This window comes from Micropruina sp., assembly GCF_047606365.1.
Taxonomy (GTDB): domain Bacteria; phylum Actinomycetota; class Actinomycetes; order Propionibacteriales; family Propionibacteriaceae; genus Micropruina.
Genome location: NZ_JASGEN010000085.1, coordinates 1 through 18,368 on the forward strand (window position 1 = coordinate 1; position 18,368 = coordinate 18,368).

Here is an 18,368-nt window from a genome sequence, read left to right on the forward strand (position 1 = left end):
GAGATTCGCACGTCGGGGGACGGGTATCTCGCATTCGAATTTCGCACGCGAAAGAACCGTCCCCGGAAGTTTGAAAACCGCATCGCGAAGAACCGTCCCCGAATTGCGAGATTCGCATCCTCGGTGACGGTTCTATTCGATTAAGATATGGTTACTCCGCGGGCGCGGCTTCGGCCGGCTTGTTGCCGGACGAACGACGGCGGCGCCGGCGACGCGGCTTGTCGGACGCCTCACCGGGCGCTGCCTGGGTCGGCGTGGCCTCGCTCGACTCCGGCTGGACGGGCTTGTCACCGCCGGAGCGGCGGCGGCGCTGGCGGCGCACCCGGCCGTCCGAGGTCTCGACCCGCTCGGCCTTCGGACCGCGTTCCCGCGGTTCGCGGGGCTTGCGCGGCTCGGCCTCCTTGGGCGGGGCGATCCGGCCCTTGGTGCCGGGTGCGATGCCCAGCTCGGTGAACAGGTGATGCGAGGTGGAGTAGGTCTCGGTCGGGTCAGGGAAACCCAGATCGAGGGTCTTGTTGATCACCTTCCAGCGGGTCAGGTCGGCCCAGTCGACCAGGGTGATCGCGACGCCCTTGGCGCCGGCCCGGCCGGTCCGGCCGATCCGGTGCACGTAGGTCTTGTCGTCGTCCGGGCATTCGTAGTTGACCACGTGCGAGACACCGGTCACGTCGATGCCACGCGCCGCCACGTCGGTGGCGACCAGCACGTCGACCTTGCCGGCGTGGAACCGCTTCAGTGACTTCTCGCGCAGCACCTGGTTGAGATCGCCGTGCAACGACCCGACGCTGAAGCCGCGGTCGGTGAGCTCGTCGGTCAACCGCTGCGCGGACCGCTTGGTGCGGGTGAAGATGATGGTCTTGGTGCAGCCCTCGGCCTGCAGCAGGCGTCCGATGATCTCGGGCTTGTCGAGGTCGTGCGCCTGGTAGACGAACTGGTCGACCTCGGGCACGGTGACCGAGGCGTCCTGCGTTTCGGCACGGACGTTGACCGGCTGGTTGAGGTACATCCGGGCCAGGCCGACCACCGCGGACGGCATGGTCGCGCTGAACAGCAGCGTCTGCCGGGTCGGCGGCGTCTTCGAGATCAGCCGCTCGACGTCGGGCAGGAAGCCCATGTCGAGCATCTCGTCGGCCTCGTCGAGCACCAGCACCTTGACCGCGGAGAGGTCGAGGGAACGGCGGGTGACCAGGTCGAGCAGCCGTCCGGGGGTACCGACGACGATGTCGACGCCGCTGGTCAGCGTGCCGACCTGGGTGTCGTAGCCGACGCCGCCGTAGACGGTCAGCACCCGCGCCTTGCGGACCGATGACGCCACCTCGAGGTCGTCGGCGACTTGCAGCGCGAGCTCACGGGTCGGACACATCACCAGCGCCTGCGGTTTGCCCTTCGGCGAATGATCGGCGTAGCCGGGGTCGGTTTTGACCACGACGCGCTGCAGCAGGCTGACGCCGAACGCGAGGGTCTTGCCGGTGCCCGTCCGGGCCTGCCCGATCATGTCGGTGCCGTTGACAGCGATCGGAATCGCCAGCGACTGGATCGGGAACGGGTGTTCGATGCCGACGGCCTTGAGGGCCTCGACGATTTCGGGAATGACGCCGAGGTCGGCGAATGTCGGTTGGGCGTCTGCGGACTGCAGCGCCTCGGAAGCGGTGTCGCTCAGTGTTATGGCCTTACGTGCACCGGCCGTCAGGCCGGAAAGTGACACCCACACACCGGCGGCGGGATCATCGGCCGCACGGGCGGTGGGGACGCACATCGTATGCGTTCGGCCGTCAGTCTAGCCCGACCGGCCGTCCGGTGCCTCGGTGGCGTGCGGTGCAGCCCCGATGCAAGCCTCAGAGAGCGCCGAAGCCCACCCTGCGGGCCGCTTCCTGGCCGAGTTCGAGATAGGCGATCCGGGACGCCGGGATCAGCACCTTGCGGCCCCGATCATCGGTCAGGGTGAGCACCGAGCCGTCGTCGACCGCCTTGCTGAACGCCGTCTCGACGGACGCCGCCGTCTCCTCGGTCTCGACGATGATCTCCCGAGCGCCGTGGACGATGCCGACCTTGATCTCCATTGCTTCTCCTACAACAGCCCAACACAGAATCTCTGCACAGACCCTAGTCGGGTCGCTGCCCGTGGCGCGGCGTCGTCCGCTGCCAGCGCAATATGCGGGGTCGTCCTCCCCGGGTGGCGGGCTGGTTGGTCGAGCTTGTCGAGACCTCGGGCTTCGTGGGCCCGAGAAGGGGTGGCCGATAAGTCAGGGTGCTGGGGGACGGGTGTAGATCCGGGCCACCAGCTCCTCGATCGCGGGCTCGGTCAGGGTCAGGTCATCCACTCGGGCCTGGTCGGCGACGGCGGCGAACAGGTCGGCGGCGCTGACTGCGCCGGGCCGGAACGAGATCCGGACGCGATGCCCGCCGGCCCCGATGTCCACCAGCCTGGCACCGTCGGGCAGGGCGAGCTCTCCGACCGGTTCGGTCAGATCGGCGACCAGGACGCGCTCGGCGTCCGTCACCCGCGCCAGGTCGGCCGCGGTGCCGTCGAAGGCGAGTCTGCCGTGATCGATGATCACCATCCGATCGCACAGCCGCTGGACGTCGCCGAGGTCATGCGTGGTGAGGAACAACGTGGTGCCACGCTCGGCCCGCTCGCGCTGCAGAAAGTCACGCAGCGCGCCCTTGCTCAGCACGTCCAGACCGATGGTTGGTTCGTCGAGCACCAGCAACTCGGGGGAGTGCAGCAGCGCCGCGGCCACCTCGCCGCGCATCCGTTGGCCGAGCGACAGTTCCCGCACGGGCTGGTCGAGGAAGTCGGCAAGCGCCAACTCGTCCACCAACTCGGAGAGCCGCGGACGCCACACCGACGACGGCAACCGGTGCATGGCGGCCAGGATCTGGAAGCTGTCGGCCAGCGGCAGATCCCACCACAGCACGCTGCGCTGCCCGAACACCACACCGATCCGACGAGCCAGCCGACGCCGGTTCGGTACCGGATCGAGACCGCAGGTGCGGATCGTGCCCGCGGTCGGGGTGAGGATGCCGCAGAGCATCTTGATCGTGGTCGACTTCCCCGAGCCATTGGCACCCAGGTAGCCGATGGACGCGCCGGGTTCCACCGTCAGGTCGAGTGCGTCCAGAGCGCGCAGCGCGCCACCGCGCCGACGGTAGTCGCGGGTCAGTGCCCGCGCCTCGATGATCGCCACAAGTCAGCCTCCCGCCCCGGTGTAGTGACGGACGGCGGCCCGCCACAGCAATCCCACCACGCCCCAGATCAGCGCCGCGACCGGCAACCCCAGCCAGGCCATCCAGGCTTCGAACGGCCACGGCAGCGGCGCACCGGTCAGCACCGCCGCAGGGACGAACGCGATCAGGGTCGCGGGCACCACGAAGGTGAAGAACACCCGCACCGGCAGCAGCAGCGCGCCGGCCGGAACGCTGGCCACGTACCGTCCGCCGTAGGTGATCGAGTTGCCCGCCTGCGCTCCGTCGATCAGCCAGAACTGCAGGCTGCCCGCGGCCAGGAACAACGCCCCGAAGATGAGCGCACCGGCCAGCGGCGCGACCACCACGAGCAGCACGGACGCGGGTGTCAGCTCCACACCGGCGACGGTGAGCGCCCACAGATAGACGGCCAGACCGAGGGCCACCCGGCCCAGCCGGCGCAACTGGACGTCGGCGGTGATCAGCTGCAGCAGCAGCGGCACCGGCCGCACCAGCAGGGTCTCCAGCTGGCCCGTCCGGATCGCCACGTTGACCGCGTCCAGCTGCCCGAAGACCATGTCGGCCAACCCGAAGGCGATCGCAGCCATTCCGTAGACCACACAGGCCTGCGACAGGGTCATCCCGCCGAAGACCGGCGCATTGTGCAGCAGCACGTAGATCTCGGCCAGCTCGGTGAGGCCGAGCAACGCCTGAGACGCCAGATCGCCGGCGAAGCTGCCCCGGTAAACGGTCTGCGACCGCAGCCGGGCGGCCAGCATCGTCCAGACCATCCGTGAGGTGCTCACCTGCTCAGCCACCTTGAATCACCACCCTGCTCAGGCCGCGCCGCAGCACCAACTGGGCGGCACCGCCCAGCACCAGGACCCAGAGCAGTTGAACGGCCAACGTCGCCGGCGCCGAGCCGACGCCCATCGCCAGGTCGATCGGGGCCTGGAACATGCTGGGGAACGGTGTGGCGAGGCTGATCGCCAGCAGCCAGTCGGGGAACCATGAGACCGGCACGATCAACCCGCAGAACAGGTTCATCACGATCACGTACAGATTGATGTAACCGCGGACCTCCAGCACCCACAACGCGGCGAGGTTGACCAGCAGCAACCCTTGAAAGGCAATGGTCACCGCGAGCAGCAGCGAGATCAGGCTCAACAGCCACAGCCCAGGATCGATCGGCAGGGACAACCCGGTGGTCAGCGCGCCGAGTGCCAGCATCGGCAGCACCCGGACCAGCAGCGCACTGCCGGCGCGCCCGTACTCGGCAGCCAGCCAGCCGAGCACCGGCGGCAATGGCCGAAGCAGATCGACAGCGACGTCACCCGCCTTGATCCGCTGAGCGATCTCGCCCACCGCCCACAGCGACACCACGCCGACCAGGCATTGACCCAGCCAGACATAGCTGGAGGCACGCAGCGCGTCGTAGCCGGCGATCTCGCCACCGGCCCCGTCGACCGCGGTGATCAGCAGCGACGCCCGCACCAACCCGAAGACGCAGTTGGTGATCATGGTGGCGACGATGGCCGTCCGGTAACGCAGATAGCGCCGGAAGCTGCTGGCTGCCAGCTCCCAGAACGCACGCACCTGCGACAGCGTAGGGAATCGGTGGTCGAGCCTGTCGAGGCTTCGGACTGCGCGTCTCCGGGGAGGCGTTTCGACAAGCTCAACCGCCGGTGGTCGCGTTTGATCACGGTGGGGAGGGCGTGTCGTGGGGTGCCTGGATGGTTCGGCCTCCAGGGCCGCGGGCCGTTGGTAGTCTCATTGTCGTGAGCATCCCGTGGCGACGACTGCGGCTCCCTATGTGGGGGCCGCATCTCATCGTTGCCGCGCTGATCACGGCGGCCCTGTTGCCGCTTCTCGACCGGCTGCCTCGGGTTGCCGTGGTGGCCTGTTTCGACGCCGGCCATCCGCTGTACAGCCTGGTGCCCAGCACCGAACCGGCGGGTGCCATTCATTGTGTGAGCGCCCCGGCACCGGTCGTCAGTTGGACGTTGATGGTCGCGTCCACCCTGGTGGTGCACCTCGTCCTGACCCCGGCCGCACTGGTTGCGGCCGCCCTGCTGCTGAGCGGCGCGCAACGCCTGATCGGCATCGGACGCGGAGTCCTGGTGGCCGCACTGGCCTGGCTGGAGGGCGTCGCCGTCCTGGCCTGGCCGCAACCCGCACCCGTCCCGGTGCCCGTGGTCGCGGCTCGTCCCGGCTGGAACCGGGTCAACCCGCGCCGCGGTCCGCCGACGCTTTCCTGAACCCGGCCCGCCGCGTCCGATCGAGTGACGTGCGGGTCGGCTGAGCTTCACCCCGCGCGGTCGTGCGCTGCAACGGTGGAACGAAAAGAACCGTCCCCCCGTACCGCACCTCCCGCGCACCGCCCGGCGACCCGGAGTCGCCGCATCGAACACTCAGCGGGGCCGGCCGTCCGGCCCGGATCAGGAACCAACCATGCCCAAGAAACCCACACCCGCCAAGAGCGGCCAGGCCCGCGAGGCGCTGCGCCGCCGTCAACAACAGCAGGCTGCCGCCGACCGCCGCCTGCGCATCATCGTCCGTACCGCCTGGATCGCGGGCATCACCGCCATCGCCGTGATCCTCGGCGTCACCATCTGGACGGTGGCCAACGCCCGGTCGACCAGTTCCGCGGCACCGCCGGTCAGCGGCCCGGTCATCGTGCCGCCCAACGGGACGGACGCCGGCGCCGTCCGCTTCGGACAGGACGATGCTCCGGTCACCGTCACCGTGTACGCCGACTTCATGTGCCCGTTCTGCGGCCAGTTCGAACGTGCCAACGGTGAGGCGCTGCAGAGCGCCGTCGCCGCCGGCACCGTGAAGCTGGAGGTCCACCCGATGGCCTTCCTGGATTCCCAATCGGCCGGCAGCAAGTACTCCACCCGCGCAGCCAATGCCTTCGTCACCGTGGCCAACAGCGATCCCGACGCGGCGCTGCGGTTCAACCAGCTGCTGTTCGCCAACCAGCCCTCGGAAGGGTCGTCCGGACTGAGCGATGACCGGCTGGCCGCGTTGGCCACCCAGGCGGGGGCTTCGGCGGACGTCGTGGCGTCGTTCAAGGAGCAGCGTTTCGTGCCGTGGGTCAACCAGCTCACCCAGCAGGCCTTCGACTCCGGGGTCACCGGCACCCCCACGGTCAAGATCAACGGCCAGCCGTTCACCGGCGACCTGTACACGCCCGGCCCGCTCGCCAACGCGATCCAGCAGGCGGCGTCCGGTGCCTGAGGTGACCGTTGTCACCGACGCGGACGCCGAAGTGCCAGGCGACGCGTCCGACGCGAGCGGGGAAGCCGAAGGGCAGCGCTCGGGCATGGGTCGGCTGCGGCTCCTGCGCCAGTCGAACGGCTGGATCTTCGGCACCATGCTGTTCTCGGCATTGCTCAGCCTGACGGCGTCCTTCGTGCTCTCGGTGGACGCCGTCGTGCTGGCGGCCGATCCTCAGGCGGCACTGGCCTGCAACATCAACGCGGTGCTGAGCTGTGGAACGGTCGGGGCGTCCTGGCAGGCCAGCCTGTTCGGCTTCCCGAACGCCTTCCTGGGGCTGGTCGCCGAACCCGTGGTGATCACGGTGGCGGTGGCCAGCCTGGGCGGCGTCCGTTTCCCGCGCTGGTTCATGTTCGCCGCGCAGATCGTCTACACGCTCGGCCTGATCTTCGCCTACTGGCTGTTCTTCCAGGCCTTCTTTGTGATCGGCGCGCTGTGCCCGTGGTGCCTGCTGGTGACCCTGTCGACCACGCTGGTGTTCACCTCGCTGACCCATGTGAACATTCGGGACGGCAACCTGTACCTGCCGCAGTCGGCCAGCCGGGTGGCTCGTTCGCTGATCGCGCACGATCTGGATCTGCTGCTGGTGACGCTGTGGCTGGTCGGCGTCACCGCCATGGTGGTGATCAAATACGTGCCGCTGATGCTCTGACCTTCCGAAGCGGTGGCTGATGGTCGGGGCGAGTCGTCAGACTGGAGGGTATGGAGCAACGGCTGCATTTCCTCACCCTGGCGACCCCCGACCTCGACGCGGCGCGCCGGTTCTACCGTGACGGCCTGGGCTGGACGGTGTTCTACGACGAGCCGGGAGAGATCGTCTTCTTCCAGATCGCACCGGGTTTGCTGCTGGGCCTGTTCGATGCGGCGAAGTTCGACCAGGACCTACTCCGCGACCATTCGACGAGCGGGGTCAGCGGCGTGACGCTCGCACACAACGTGCCCGACCGGGAGAGTGTGGTTGCGACCCTCGCCGCGTTCGAGGCAGCCGGTGGAACGATCCTGAAGCCCGCGCAGCAGGGAGCGTTCGGCGGAGTCTTCCACGGTCATGCGGCCGACCCGAACGGCGTCATCTGGGAGATCGCGCACAACCCCGGCTGGCGCATCGACGAGGACGGCCGCGTGGTCTTCGAGTAAGGCAACCCGATCAGCGGGTTCCTGCCTGAGAAACGCTGATCATTCACGTCATCCCGGGCTCTCCTCCGCACGAGATCCCGGATCGGAGCCCGGGATGACGAGGCGGGGGTTTGGAGGGTTAGGCGTTGAAGGCCTGCTTCTCGTCGTCGGTGGCGGCCCGGATGACGATGCGGGTCCAACCGCCGAGGTAAATCCGCTGGTCGGGGGCGAATTCGATGCGGCCGCGGCCGATCGGGGTGGTGGGCAGCGGACCGGCGGACGATCCGAGGAAAGTTCCGTTGGCCGACTCGAGATCCTCGATCCACCAGCGGGTGCCGTCGCTGGTGACCTGGGCGTGCCGCCGGCTGACGCCGGAATCCAGCGCACAATCGATGTCGGGGTGGATGTTGCGGCTGCGCGAGGTGCGTCCGATCAGCGCCGAACTCGCCCGCAACGGCACGACCTCGGGAAGACCGGGAGACGGCAGGGCGTCCGTGGCCCCCTGAGTGGCGTACCAGTCGGGGTCGATCCAGATTTCCGCCACCCACTCGACCGAGGTCGGACGCGCCTGCAGCGGGCGGCGTGACGGCGGCGTCGGGACGGGCGGCTCGGCCGGCGCCGACTCGGAGCCGGCGGTGGGTGCTGCCGGAGAGACGGCCGCGGGGAACTCAGCCGGGCTCGCAGCGGGTCCGGGAACGTCCGGGGACGTATCCGCGGGCTGCTCGGGTCCAGCCACTCCTGGCTGGCCGGCCTCAGGCTGGGCCTGCTGAGCTTCGGGGCTGGGCGCGTCCGGCGAGGAAGGATCGGGCTGAACGTCCTGACTCTCGGCTTCGTCGGCTTCCTGGGGCCCCGACAAGCTCGACCAGCGAGGGTCGGGTGCGCCCTGCTCGGCCTCCGAGTCCTCGGCGTCGCCGGATCTCGACAAGCTCGACCAGCGGTCGCCCGCCTGATCGCCTTCCTGGACGGCCTCAGACCCCGGCAGGCTCGTCCAACGATCCGCGTCGCCCTCGGGCGTGGGCAGGCTCGACCATTGCGCGGGCGGGACCTCAGCGGTCGGCGTCGCCGAACGCGGCATGGTGCCGGTGGTGAAGTCATAGCCGCAGGCCTCGCAGAACAGGGCATCGGGGGCGTTGTTGGTGCCGCAGTGCGGGCACAACGCACCCGGCAGCGGCTGCACCGGTGCGGCAGCGGCCGGCGACGCGGCGTCCGTGCCCTGGGTCACCGGCAGTCCGCACAGATCGCAGTAGTCGTCCGCCTTTGAGGTGTGTCCCGCCGGACAAATCGCCATGTCAGCCCCTGATTCGCGTGGTCTTGGTGGACGCCGTGTCGAGCGCCATCTCGTCGGCCTTGGCGACACCGCGCTTCAACCGCACCGTGCCGGTCTCGGCGTTGTCGATATCGACGACCTTGCGCAGCTTCGCGGTGGCTTCGGCGTTGCCGGTCTCCGCGGCGAGCTGGGCGGCCCGGCCCAACTTGGTGGTCGCCGTCCGTTCGTCGCCGGACGCCTTCGCCTGCAGCCCCTCCTGGATGGCCTGCGCCAACTCGGTCTGCCCGGTGTAGTGCGCCACCTCGGGATTGATCTGCGCGGTCAGGTTGGTGTCCGAGGACCACTTCGCCTTGACCAGGCCCTGGGTCAGCACCTCGGGGCCGACCGCCAACTGGACGCGGGCGGCGAGCTGCTCCTGCCCGACCGACTTGGCCGGCAGCCGGATCTGCACGTGGTAGTCACGCTCCTCATCGCCCCACGAACCGGTCGGGTACGCCTGGGTGAGCGGGTTGATCGGCACACCGCGGTCGGTCAGATCCTCCACGGTGGGGGAGACCTGCCGGACGAACAGCACCTGCGCGCCCTGCGGAATCCAGATCCGCAGATCGGCCTGCGCCACGCCACGACCCATCGACTTCTGCATCAACTCGGCGAACACCTGTCCCAGCGCGGACGGGTTCGGAATGATGTCGACGGTGCCGAGCAGCGCCTGCGCGATGGTGCGGATCTCGGAGACCTTCCAATCGACCCCCACACCTCGGCAGTCCACCTGGAACTGGCCGACGCAGTTGCGGATCGCCATGTCGAGCTGCTGCTGGGTCTCGTTGTGGTTCTCGCCGTCGGTGAGCAGGATCGCGTGCTTCTGGGCGAGGTGTCCGATCGAGTCGAACAGGGCCTTGGCCAGGTTGAGCCAGTTGCCCATCGCGGTGCCGCCGTCGGCGCGGAAGTAGCTGATCGCCCGCCGCGCGTCGGCCCGGGTGCGGGCATCCATGCGCACCATGCCGGCCCCTGACTGCACCATCGGGTAGGCCAGGTACGCCTTGTGATTGCCGGCGACCACGGCGAAGTAGGTGCCGTCGAGAATGTGGTCGAGGGCGACCATCGCCGCCTGCTTCGCCGCCGCCATGTTGACGTTGCCCATCGAGCCGGAGGTGTCGACGATGATGATCTCGCCGGCGTCGCCGCTACCGGTCTGCCCGGCCGCTCCCGCGCCGCTGCAGGCAACGGTGACGATCGCGTTGACGTCGGTGCCACCGTCGGGCAGGAACTCGTTCTGGTACACCGCGGACGTGAACAGGGCCATTCTCAGTCCTTCTCCTCGACACTCGTACTCGATGCGCTCGCACCGGCGGCGGGCTCGTTGAGGTCGTCCGAAGGTGCTTGTGGCGTCCTGTTCAGGTTAGCCGCCAGCCGAGCCAGGGCCACGGTGATGTTGTCCTTGCCGCCTTGCGAGTTGGCCCACCGAACCAGCTGACGCGCGATCTTCACCGGCTCGTCGCTCTCGGCGGACGCCGCCTGCAGCTGCTCGGCGAGCGCGGTGGGCTCGGAGGCGTAGTTCCACAACCCGTCGGTGCAGAGCAGCAACCAGCCGTCGGACGGCGCTGCGAAAACGCCGGTGTCGGGAACGATGTTGTCGGCGTCCCGGCCGAGCCAGCGGGTGATCGCGTGCGCCTGGAGGCTGTTCTCGGCCTCCACCCGCGACGCGCCGCCGCGGATCAGCTCCTCGGCCACCGAATGGTCGGTGCTGAGCTGGACGTGGGCGTCGTCGGCGAGGAAGTAGATCCGCGAGTCGCCCAGGGACGCCCAGTGCACCAGGCCGTCCTCGACGACGGCGGCCGCCAAGGTGCAGGAGGCGGCGTTGGGGCTGTCCGGGGCGGTGTGCTCGATGACCGCTTGCTGGGCTTCGGCGGTGGCCTCGATCAGCGCGGTGCTGAGCGGGTCGGGTTCGTCCGCGTCGGCAAGGGGTTTCGACGAGCTCGACCAGCGGCCGTCGTCGGGGTTGGACGAGTTCGACCCGCGATCATCTGAGGAGTTCGCGCGGCGCTCGGCGAGGACGTCCCGTGCCCGCTCGGCGGCGGCCAGCGCGGCGACGTCGGAGTCCTGAGAGCTGGAGACACCGTCGCAGATGACCAGCACGGCGGCGCGGTCCGGCTCGGACGCCGCCCACAGCGCCATGGCGTCCTCGTTGCGGTTGTGCACCAGGCCGCGATCGCACACACCCGCCAGCCAGGACGCCGGAACAGCCTCGAAATGGTCGCGTGCCGAGGGCGCCTTGGCGCCACAGGTCTGGCAGTAGCCGTCGGCGTCGACCTCACCGCCGCACTCGACGCAGGGCGGCGTGGACGCCTTCGGCCGGTTGAATTTGACCGTCTCTTCGGTGGTCACCCCGGCCCTGGCCACCGGCCCGACCTCGGGGTGCACGTCGGCACCGCAGTTCTCGCAGTACCGCTGATCGGGCCGCACGGACGCGCCGCAGGAGGGGCAGGGTGCGGTCAACGCCAGCGTGCCGTACTCCTGCGCTGCCGCGTTTGCGGCCGCCTCGTGCTCAGTGGCCCACAGCGGCCAGGCAGGGGACTCATCGGTCACAACAGACTCCACCCTCGGATCGCGTTGGCCTTGTCGACCAACTCGGCACGTTCCTCGGCGTCGGCGCTGAGTTGCGCCAGCCGCCGGTAGCAGCTTTCGAGCTTGTCCCGCAGGTCGCGCTCGGTGTAGGTCGTGGCACCCAGCTTGACCGCCCCGTTGGACGCCAAGGCGAGCGCCTTGGAGTGGATGTCGGCCTCGAACCTCAGGTGGCTGACCTGATCGAGCCGGGCATGCTGCAGCACCCGCAGCGCCTCGGCCAGATGCGCGGCGTCCTTACCCAGCGCGATCAGGTGCTCGGTGGTCAGCTTCTGCGACTCCTGATAGCCCCGGGAGGTTTGCGGGATCAGCTCCAGCGCGGTCAGGGAACCCGGCAGGTCGCCGCGCGAGGCACGGATCCGGGCCAGTCCGAAGCCGGCGGGCGTCACGTAGTTGGCGTCGGTCACCGCGCAGATCCGGTAGAGGCTTTCGGCGACGTCCTGCTGTCCGCCGAACTCACACGCGACCGCCAGCGCCAGCTTCGGTGCCAGCTCGCCGGGGAGTTGACCGTAGACGGCGTTGAACGACGACAGGGCGGTGCTGTGATCGCCGCGCACCAGCGCACCCAGGCCGGCCATCCAGACCGCACGCCATTCCCACGGATCCTCGGTGAGCAGCGTGTGCACCGACTCGTCCAACACCCGCTGGTTGCCGGTCTCCAGCGCCGCCAGGCAGCGGGCCAGCAGCACCTCGGTGGAGAGCGAGGGGGGCCGGGTCAGGGCGCCCAGCCGATCGACCGGGTCGCTGAGGTCCAGCGAGTCGAGCCACGCCGCCTGCGGGTCGCTCGGGTCGCGGCGCAGCTGCGGCAGCTGCCGCCAATCGAAGCGGTTGCCCGACACCGACGGCGCCTCGAAGAGCGGCGAACTGATCGAGGTGGACGCCGTCGTCCCGGACGCCGTCGCCACCACTTCGCGCAGCACGCCGAGCATCTGCTGGCGCAACTCTTCAGCGGTGTTGAACCGGTCGTTGGGGTCGCGCGCGCAGCACTTCAACAGCAGCCGGTACAGCGAGTCGTACTGCGCGAACGCGGGCATCTCGTCGGCCGGCGGAATGCTGAACTCGAACTCGCTCTGGTAGCCGGGCACCTCGGCGCAGAGCACCATCAGGGTGCGCCCGATGGTGAAGATGTCGGACGCCACGGTCGCGCCCGCCTGAGCCACCTCGGGTGCCTGGTAGCCGACCGTGCCGTATATCGCCGAATCGTCGTCGTTCGCCCGCCGGACGCCGCCGAGGTCGATCAGCTTCAACGAGTCGCCGACCTGAATGACGTTGTCAGGCTTGAAATCGCAGTACAGCAGACCGAGATCGTGCAGGTAGCTGAAGGCCGGCAGGATCTCGATCAGGAAGGCCAGCGCCTGATCGACCGGCAGCGGATCGTAACTGCCGCCGTTGGTCTCCATCCGCTGCTTGAGCAGCTGCTTCAGCGACCGGCCGCCGACGTACTCCATCACGATGTAGCCGTTGTCGTCGTGGGTGACGAAGTTGTAGATCTCGACGATCAGCGGGTGCTCCACCTGGGCCAGGAACTGCTGCTCGGAGATGGTGGCCTTCAGTGTGTCGGCGTCGCCGGTGTTCAGTAGGCCCTTGAGCACCACCCAGCGGTCCGAGACGTTCTTGTCGCGGGCGAGGTAGATCCAGCCCATGCCGCCGTAGGAGAGCAGCCCGGCGACCTCGTACTGGTTGGCGACCAGGTCGCCCTGCTTCAGTTTGGGGCTGAACGAGTAGGCGGCACCGCACTGCGGGCAGAAGCCGTCGGAGCGTCCGGCGCTGTCCGAGCGGGAACGTCCGACGTGAGCGCCGCAGTTGGGGCAGATCCGCTTGTCCTCGGGCAGTTCGGCATTCGCCATCACGGCCTTGGCCGGGTCGACCGCCGGCGCCGGCGGAACGATCGTCAGGCCCTGACCGATCCGGCCCATCCGGCGGGAACTGCTGGGCGGGCGACGGGTCGGGCGGACGCCGAACGACGTCGCCCGCGCCGAACCGAGTGCGGTCGATCCGAGCTGCACCGAGGCTCGGGTCACCGACGAGGCGCTGGGCGTCACAGCCGACTCCGGCGGCATACCGCAGGTGTCGCAGTAGCCGTCCACGATCGAGCCCGGGCAGCCGGGTTGCCGGCAGGGACCGCTGGCCGTCGATGACGGACGGCGTCCGGGTGTGCCGCGGCCGACCGGCATGGTCACCGCGTTGCCCGGCATGCCGCAGACATCGCAGTAGCCGTCGACGATGGTGCCGGTGCAGCCCGGCTGCCGGCACCTCATCGGACGCCACCTTCAGCGAGTGCGTCGAGCAGTGCCTGGGCGGCGGGCAGCACCTGTCGCACCACCGCCATCGGAGTCGGACGCCGCGCCAGCAGCCGCTCCGCGGTCTGGGTAAGTGCGACGAAATCGGGATCGTCGGCGTGGCCGAGAGCCTCGGCCTTGGCCCGCAGCGGCGGGATCAGGGCGGCCAGCGCATCCCGTTCGGCAAGCGCACCGGAATAGGCGTCCTGGACGACCTGCATGGCCCGGCCGACCTGTTCCAGCCGGCCCAGATAGCTGTCGATCGCGGCCCGGGTGTTGGGCACCGGACCGAGCGCGGCCACGTCCGGGACGGCGTACTTGGGTGCCGGCGACACCGCGGCCACCGCGTTGCCCACCAGCTGACGCAGCGCCTGTTCGCGGGCGGCCAGGTCGTCGGACAGCTCACGGGCCCGGGCCAGCGCGTCCCGGTTCTCGCGGCGGCGGGCGCCACCGACGATCAGGTCGCGTTCATAGCGGGCGGCGTCGATCTCGAGCGGGCCGAGCAGGCCGCCGATGTCGCCGCCGCGTTCCCGCTTGGCTTCCAAGTCGGCGGTACGCGCGGCCAGCTGGTCCAGCTGGGCCCGGGCCGCCTCGGCGGAGGCCGGGGGTTCGATCCGGATCTGCTCGCGGATCCGTTCCAGCTGGGCGCGCAAGTCACGCAGCCGGCGGGCCAACTGTTCGGCATTCGGGTCGAGGTTGAGCTTCTGCCGCAACTGGGCGACCAGCGCGTCGGAGAGCCGGCAGGCCTCCGGCAGCGACACCGCCATCCCGGCAAGTTGCGCGGACGGCGCGGCGCCGGTATCGAGACGTCCCCAGATCAGTGAGGAGAGCCGGGCGCACTCGGCCGGACCGACCCGGCCCGAATCCCAGGTGACCAGCAGCAGGTCGTAGCGGCTCTTCACTGCCTGCCACAACGCCAGCGACAACTGCATGTCCGGGGTCAGCGCGTTGAGCCGGCGGCCCAGGATCTCGGCGTCCAGCGCGGCCAGTTCGCTGCGCCGGGCGGCCGTCCAGGCGTCCAGTTCGGCGAGATAGCCGACCATCGCCTGCGGCTGTACCGGCTCATTGAGCTTGCCGGGTGCGGCGGGTGCGCTGACGGGACTCATCGGTACTCCTCGATCCGCCGGGACACGCCCCAGAAGGCCAGACCGGCGCCGGCCAAGGTGAACACGATCACGCCGGCGATACCGGCGACGACCCCGTCGCCCACTGACTTGATGCTGGAGGTGACCGGCGACCTGAGGTTGGCGTAGATGGTGTTCAACGCTCCGTCGAGCTTGGCGAACGCCTTCGCGGAGGCGTCGGTGACCAGGCCGGTCGCGGTGACCCACTGGGCCTTGTCGGTGGCGCCGGTCACCTGGTCATGGCTGGTCTTGTACGCCTTGAGCGCGGAGGTCGTCGAGCTGGTCGCGTTCGGCAACCGGGGGATCGTCTCGAGCGCGGTGTTGTAGGCGGTGCTCCACCGGGTCTGGTACGAGGCGCCGGCGGTCTGTAGCCCGACGGCCAGCACCTCGTCGGCCCGGGCCTGATGCAGCTGTTGTTGGAGGGTCGCCACACTGTCGAGTTCGGCGCGCGCACTCGCGGTGAAGTCGGTCGCCGCATTCGAGGCGGCGGTCGACGACGTGGCCAACACGGCCACCGACGCCACCGCGCACAGCAGCGCCAGCGCCACACCGGGATTGACGTACCGGTGTGAAGCCCGAGCCAGCGCCACCGAGATGGCGATCAACCCGCCCGCGGTCACCACGAGACCGCCGATCACCCAGGGCAGCCAGCCCGCGGTCAACTCGCCGGCGAGCCGGTCACCGGCTGCGGTGCGAGCGCTGGTCAGCGGGGTGAGGAGTTCGTCGGTGAGTTGGGTGTCGGCCTTGGCCAGCAATGCCGCTGACGCGGTGCCTTTGGCGTTCAGCGCGTCCTGCAGGGTCATCGAGTAGTGCACCAGGGCGCCGGTGAGCGGCACGATGCGGTCGCGGTCGGTCTCCACCGCCGACGCGTCGGCGAGGGTGGTGGCCAGCGAGGTCAGCTGTTCGGTGACGTCGGTGCGGACGGCGTCGGTGGGGGTGAGTGCCCAGGTGTTGGCAGCCTCCTGCACGCTGAGCGCCTGGATGCGGGCATCGGCGAGCCGCTGGTACTGCGCCAGGCTCTCGGCAGCTTGTGACGAGGCGGTGAAGGAGAGCGCCAGCGCGGTGACCACCAGGGCACCGAAGGCCAGCAGCAACGCCACCGCGGTGGTCTGCAGCCGGCGGAGTCGTCGCACCGATCGTGGCGTCGCGCCGCGTCGCCGCCGGACGGGCACCGGCGCGACAGCGGGGACGCCAGCACTCGTGGTGGGCCCCGGGGTGGTGGTCCGGACGGCGGTCACGGTGCCGCCTGGACGGGATGGTCACCGGCGTCGCCGGGGTCTGCCGTGCGCAGCGTGGGGTCGGACGGCGGTTCGAGGCCGCCCGGAGGTGTGGCCGGCCAGTCGACCGCGGGCGCGGCGTCCGGAGCCAGATCCTCGGGCAGCAGGGTGCGCAGCTGGTCCAGGGTCGGCTCGGTCGCGTCACGCAGCCGCCAGGCGTGCTTGCCGACGGCGGCCTCCAGTACGTTGCGGGCGAACCGGCCGTTGCCGAAGGTCTCGTCGCGCACCTGGGTGCCCAGCAGGTCGCGGAAGGCGGTCAGGCAGCCTTCGCCCAGGTCATAGTCGGCCCCGGTCACCATGCCGGTGAAGATGCCCTCCAACTCGACGTCGGTGTAGTCGTCGAAGCCGATGGTGGTGCGGAACCGGCTGGTCAGGCCGGGGTTCTGCGCGATGAAGATCTGCATCGGCAGCGGGTAACCGGCGACGATGACGACCAGATCGTTGCGCTTGTCCTCCATCTCTTTGACCAGCGTGTTGATCGCCTCTTCGCCGTACTGGTCGCCGTTCAGGCTGTACGCCTCGTCGATGAACAGCACGCCGCCTTCGGCCTTGGCGACCACCTCGGCGGTCTTCATCGCGGTCTGGCCCAGATAGCCGGCGACCAGCTCGGAACGGTCCACCTCGACCAGTTGGCCCTTCGACAGCAGCCCGACCGCGCGGTAGATGCCGGCCACCAGCCTCGCCACTGTGGTTTTGCCGGTGCCCGGGTTGCCGACGAACACCAGGTGCCGGGTGATCGTCGGACTCTTCAGACCGGCCTTGGCCCGCAGCGCGTCGACCTTGAGCACCGCGGTCTGGCGGTGGATCTCGGCCTTGACCGTGGCCAAACCGACCAGCGCATCGAGCTCTGCCAGCAGCTCATCGAGCGACTTCTCCGGCTCGGCCGGCTGCTCGGGCTCGGCCGGTGCCTCGTTGGCGGGCGGGGGAGCGGCCTGCACCGGCGGTGCCTGTTGGTCGAGGCCGGGTTGGTCGAGCTTGCCGGGACCCGGTTGGTCGCCACTCCGCTGGTCGAGACCCTGCCGATCGGCACCCGTCGCGGTGCTTCCCAGCCCGGGGAAGGCTCCGGCGCCGAACGGATCCAACTGCCGCAGGTCGAGCAGCCGGGACTGACTGGTGTGCATCCGATCCAGCACGCTGGACAGGATCTGCGGCGCCTGCCGGACGAACTCGGCGTCCGAACCCGACGGCATCGCCGGCGTGGCCGGAACGGCACTGAGACCCTGCGCGGCGTTCAGCTGGGCGCTCGCCGCGCTCTGCGCGGCACCGATGCTCAACGGGGTCGGCTGGCCGAGCAGTGCGGCCGCGGATGCCACCTCGGCGAGCGCCTTCGCGTACGGCACGGCCTGCCGGGAACGCGAGTTGTGCAGCTGGGCGACCAGCGGCGTCGCGGAGGTGCGGAAGCGTCGGCCCTTGACCGCGGCCTCCATGAACACCTGAGCGCTGATCGCCCGTCCGGTGGCGGTGCACCAGTCGACGAACGAGCCGACCGCCGATTCGGCGACGGAGGCGGCCAACTGCTCACCCTCGATGCGCGCGGCGTCGGCGTCCACGCTAGCGGCGCGTGCGGCGTCCGCCAGTGCGTCGAGGGTTCCGGCCAGGTCAGGGCTGCTCACGGTCGCTCCAGGTCAAAGGGATCGGTGGACTTCTCAGGCGGTGGCGCCGGGACGTTCAGTTCGGGCGCCTGCGAATGCCCGAAGCGTTCCCGCAGGAACCGTCCGTGGGTGATCAGGGCGGCCGCATCGGTGGAGTTGGCGGCGTCGTAGATCTTCTCCATGGTGGCTCCCAGCAGGTCGAGTTGGTCGATCAGCAACAGCAGCGGGGTCTTGCCGTTCTCGACCGGACGGCTGTCGGCCCAGTCGCGCGGCAGCCGCAGGTAGGCGCCGATCGCCTCGGGCAGGTAGTCGGTGGCGGTGGCCACCACCGAATAGCTGTCGTAGCTGCCCAGCCCCAGCGAACCCAGCCTGGGCAGCGTGTCCCGAACCAGCCTGGTCACCCGGGATGCCCGGGAACGCACCACCGAGGGCAGCGTGCCGGACGCGATCAGCTGCTCGACGCCGTCCAACGAGGACAGGATGTCGGCCTCGGTGGGTGCCGGATCGACCTCGGGTACGGCGACCGGCGGCGGCGTGGAATCGCGGCCGGTCAGCCAGTCCCAGAAGCCCATTGCTCGTCCACTACCTCGTCTCGGATTCGGTGTCGCGGGTCACCACCCGCTGATGGT

17 protein-coding genes are annotated in these 18,368 nt (G+C 69.6%); 4 read left to right on the forward strand and 13 right to left on the reverse strand.

Annotated elements, in window-relative coordinates:
* Positions 1-151: 151 nt before the first annotated feature.
* The 5 genes from QM624_RS09690 to QM624_RS09710 form a co-directional block, all read right to left on the reverse strand.
* Positions 152-1,705, reverse strand: coding sequence for a DEAD/DEAH box helicase (locus tag QM624_RS09690; protein WP_415091218.1), 1,554 nt, complete (start codon positions 1,703-1,705; stop codon positions 152-154).
* A 130-nt stretch (positions 1,706-1,835) separates the two neighbouring features.
* Positions 1,836-2,060: a DUF3107 domain-containing protein gene (locus QM624_RS09695; protein ID WP_415091220.1), complete on the reverse strand. Its 225-nt coding sequence runs from the start codon at positions 2,058-2,060 to the stop codon at positions 1,836-1,838.
* A gap of 183 nt (positions 2,061-2,243) precedes the next feature.
* Complete coding sequence (locus QM624_RS09700) at positions 2,244-3,188, reverse strand: ABC transporter ATP-binding protein (protein ID WP_415091222.1); 945 nt, start codon at positions 3,186-3,188, stop codon at positions 2,244-2,246.
* Between the two features lie 3 nt (positions 3,189-3,191).
* Positions 3,192-3,992: an ABC transporter permease gene (locus QM624_RS09705; protein WP_415091224.1), complete on the reverse strand. Its 801-nt coding sequence runs from the start codon at positions 3,990-3,992 to the stop codon at positions 3,192-3,194.
* A 4-nt stretch (positions 3,993-3,996) separates the two neighbouring features.
* Entirely contained in the window at positions 3,997-4,782 is a 786-nt protein-coding gene (locus QM624_RS09710; protein ID WP_415091226.1) for an ABC transporter permease, read from the reverse strand.
* A gap of 182 nt (positions 4,783-4,964) precedes the next feature.
* On the opposite strand from QM624_RS09710, the gene QM624_RS09715 reads away from it, so the two are divergent.
* The 4 genes from QM624_RS09715 to QM624_RS09730 all read left to right on the forward strand — a co-directional run bounded on the left by QM624_RS09715 (position 4,965) and on the right by QM624_RS09730 (position 7,599).
* Entirely contained in the window at positions 4,965-5,444 is a 480-nt protein-coding gene (locus QM624_RS09715; RefSeq protein ID WP_415091228.1) for a hypothetical protein, read from the forward strand.
* Positions 5,445-5,637: 193 nt separating this feature from the next.
* Positions 5,638-6,426 carry a DsbA family protein gene (locus QM624_RS09720; protein ID WP_415091230.1) on the forward strand — a complete coding sequence of 263 codons (789 nt, stop codon included), beginning with the start codon at positions 5,638-5,640 and terminating at the stop codon, positions 6,424-6,426.
* Positions 6,419-7,117: a vitamin K epoxide reductase family protein gene (locus tag QM624_RS09725; RefSeq protein ID WP_415091232.1), complete on the forward strand. Its 699-nt coding sequence runs from the start codon at positions 6,419-6,421 to the stop codon at positions 7,115-7,117. Before QM624_RS09720 ends, QM624_RS09725 begins: the two co-directional genes overlap by 8 nt.
* Before the next feature lie 50 nt (positions 7,118-7,167).
* Complete coding sequence (locus tag QM624_RS09730; RefSeq protein ID WP_415091234.1) at positions 7,168-7,599, forward strand: VOC family protein; 432 nt, start codon at positions 7,168-7,170, stop codon at positions 7,597-7,599.
* A 118-nt stretch (positions 7,600-7,717) separates the two neighbouring features.
* Here the strand turns inward: QM624_RS09730 and QM624_RS09735 are convergent, their stop codons facing one another.
* The 8 genes from QM624_RS09735 to QM624_RS09770 are packed head-to-tail and all read right to left on the reverse strand — an operon-like array spanning position 7,718 to position 18,311.
* Positions 7,718-8,866: an FHA domain-containing protein gene (locus QM624_RS09735; RefSeq protein WP_415091236.1), complete on the reverse strand. Its 1,149-nt coding sequence runs from the start codon at positions 8,864-8,866 to the stop codon at positions 7,718-7,720.
* A gap of 1 nt (position 8,867) precedes the next feature.
* Entirely contained in the window at positions 8,868-10,148 is a 1,281-nt protein-coding gene (locus QM624_RS09740; RefSeq protein ID WP_298129269.1) for a vWA domain-containing protein, read from the reverse strand.
* Positions 10,149-10,150: 2 nt separating this feature from the next.
* A complete protein-coding gene (locus QM624_RS09745) occupies positions 10,151-11,431 on the reverse strand; it encodes a PP2C family serine/threonine-protein phosphatase (protein ID WP_415091238.1) in 1,281 nt (426 codons plus the stop codon).
* Positions 11,428-13,725 carry a tetratricopeptide repeat protein gene (locus QM624_RS09750; protein WP_415091240.1) on the reverse strand — a complete coding sequence of 766 codons (2,298 nt, stop codon included), beginning with the start codon at positions 13,723-13,725 and terminating at the stop codon, positions 11,428-11,430. Before QM624_RS09750 ends, QM624_RS09745 begins: the two co-directional genes overlap by 4 nt.
* Positions 13,722-14,852, reverse strand: a complete 1,131-nt coding sequence (locus QM624_RS09755; protein ID WP_415091242.1) for a hypothetical protein — start codon at positions 14,850-14,852, stop codon at positions 13,722-13,724. Before QM624_RS09755 ends, QM624_RS09750 begins: the two co-directional genes overlap by 4 nt.
* Positions 14,849-16,108, reverse strand: coding sequence for a hypothetical protein (locus QM624_RS09760; protein ID WP_415091244.1), 1,260 nt, complete (start codon positions 16,106-16,108; stop codon positions 14,849-14,851). Before QM624_RS09760 ends, QM624_RS09755 begins: the two co-directional genes overlap by 4 nt.
* Positions 16,105-17,760, reverse strand: a complete 1,656-nt coding sequence (locus tag QM624_RS09765) for an AAA family ATPase (protein ID WP_415091246.1) — start codon at positions 17,758-17,760, stop codon at positions 16,105-16,107. Before QM624_RS09765 ends, QM624_RS09760 begins: the two co-directional genes overlap by 4 nt.
* Complete coding sequence (locus QM624_RS09770) at positions 17,757-18,311, reverse strand: hypothetical protein (protein ID WP_415091248.1); 555 nt, start codon at positions 18,309-18,311, stop codon at positions 17,757-17,759. Before QM624_RS09770 ends, QM624_RS09765 begins: the two co-directional genes overlap by 4 nt.
* Between the last annotated feature and the right edge of the window lie 57 nt (positions 18,312-18,368).